This window comes from Mesorhizobium sp. SP-1A, from assembly GCF_032460275.1.
In the GTDB taxonomy this organism is placed as follows: Bacteria; Pseudomonadota; Alphaproteobacteria; order Rhizobiales; family Rhizobiaceae; genus Mesorhizobium.
Map to the genome: position 1 here is coordinate 1 of NZ_JAVXZD010000020.1, position 1438 is coordinate 1438.

Annotated in this window: 1 protein-coding gene; it reads left to right on the forward strand. The window is 67.0% G+C overall.

The features are described from left to right. Positions 1–1437: formate--tetrahydrofolate ligase (locus QU595_RS30135; RefSeq protein ID WP_315929029.1), on the forward strand; the 1437-nt coding region annotated here is incomplete at its 5' end. Position 1438 lies beyond the last annotated feature (1 nt).

A 1438-nucleotide genomic window follows, 5' to 3' on the forward strand; every position in this document is an offset into this window, starting at 1 on the left:
GGCGACGGCCTGAACCGCATCGGCAAGAAGGCGGTGATCTGCATCCGCGAGGCCTCGCTCGGGCCGAACTTCGGCATGAAGGGCGGCGCGGCCGGCGGCGGCTATGCCCAGGTGGTGCCGATGGACGACATGAACCTGCACTTCACCGGCGACTTCCACGCCATCACCTCGGCGCACAATCTTCTGTCGGCGCTGCTCGACAACCACATCTACTGGGGCAACGAGCTCGGCATCGACACGCGCCGGGTGACGTGGCGTCGGGTGATGGACATGAACGACCGGGCGCTGCGCCAGATCGTGTGCTCGCTGGGCGGGGTGGCCAACGGCTATCCGCGCGAGGCCGGCTTCGACATCACGGTGGCCTCGGAGGTGATGGCGATCCTGTGCCTGGCGCGCGACCTGAAGGACCTGGAGAAACGGCTTGGCGACATCATCGTGGCCTATCGCCGCGACAAGACGCCGGTGTTTGCCCGCGACCTGAAGGCGCCGGGCGCGATGGCGGTGCTGTTGAAGGACGCGCTGCAGCCGAACCTGGTGCAGACGCTGGAGAACAACCCCGCCTTCGTGCATGGCGGCCCGTTCGCCAACATCGCCCATGGCTGCAACTCGGTCATGGCCACCACCACGGCGCTCAAGCTGGCCGACTATGTGGTGACGGAGGCCGGCTTCGGCGCCGATCTCGGGGCGGAGAAGTTCTTCGACATCAAGTGCCGCAAGGCCGGGCTGACGCCGGCGGCGGCCGTCATCGTGGCGACGGTGCGGGCCATGAAGATGAACGGCGGGGTCAAGAAGGAGGACCTCGGCGCCGAGAACGTGGAGGCGGTGAAGAAGGGCTGCGCCAATCTCGGCCGCCACATCGAGAACGTGCACCAGTTCGGGGTTCCCGTGGTGGTGGCGATCAACCACTTCCATTCCGACACCGAGGCCGAGATCCAGGCGGTGAAGGACTACGTCAAGACGCTCAACGCCGAGGCGATCCTGTGCAAGCACTGGGCGCACGGCTCGGCCGGCATCGAGGACCTGGCCAGGAAGGTGGCGGAGATCGCCGAGGGCGGCGCCTCGCAGTTCGCCCCGCTCTATCCCGACGAGCTCGGCCTGTTCGACAAGATCGACACCATCGTCAAGCGCATCTATCGCGGCTCGGAGGCGATCGCCGACAAGTCGATCCGCGACCAGCTGCACCAGTGGGAGAAGCAGGGCTACGGCAACCTGCCGATCTGCATGGCCAAGACGCAGTACTCCTTCTCCACCGACCCCAACCTGCGCGGCGCGCCGACCGGCCACACCGTGCCGGTGCGCGAGGTCAGGCTGTCGGCCGGCGCCGGCTTCGTCGTCGCCATCTGCGGCGAGATCATGACCATGCCCGGCCTGCCCTCGAAGCCGTCCTCCGAAAACATCCGCCTCAACGAACAGGGCCAGATCGAAGGACTGAGCTGAG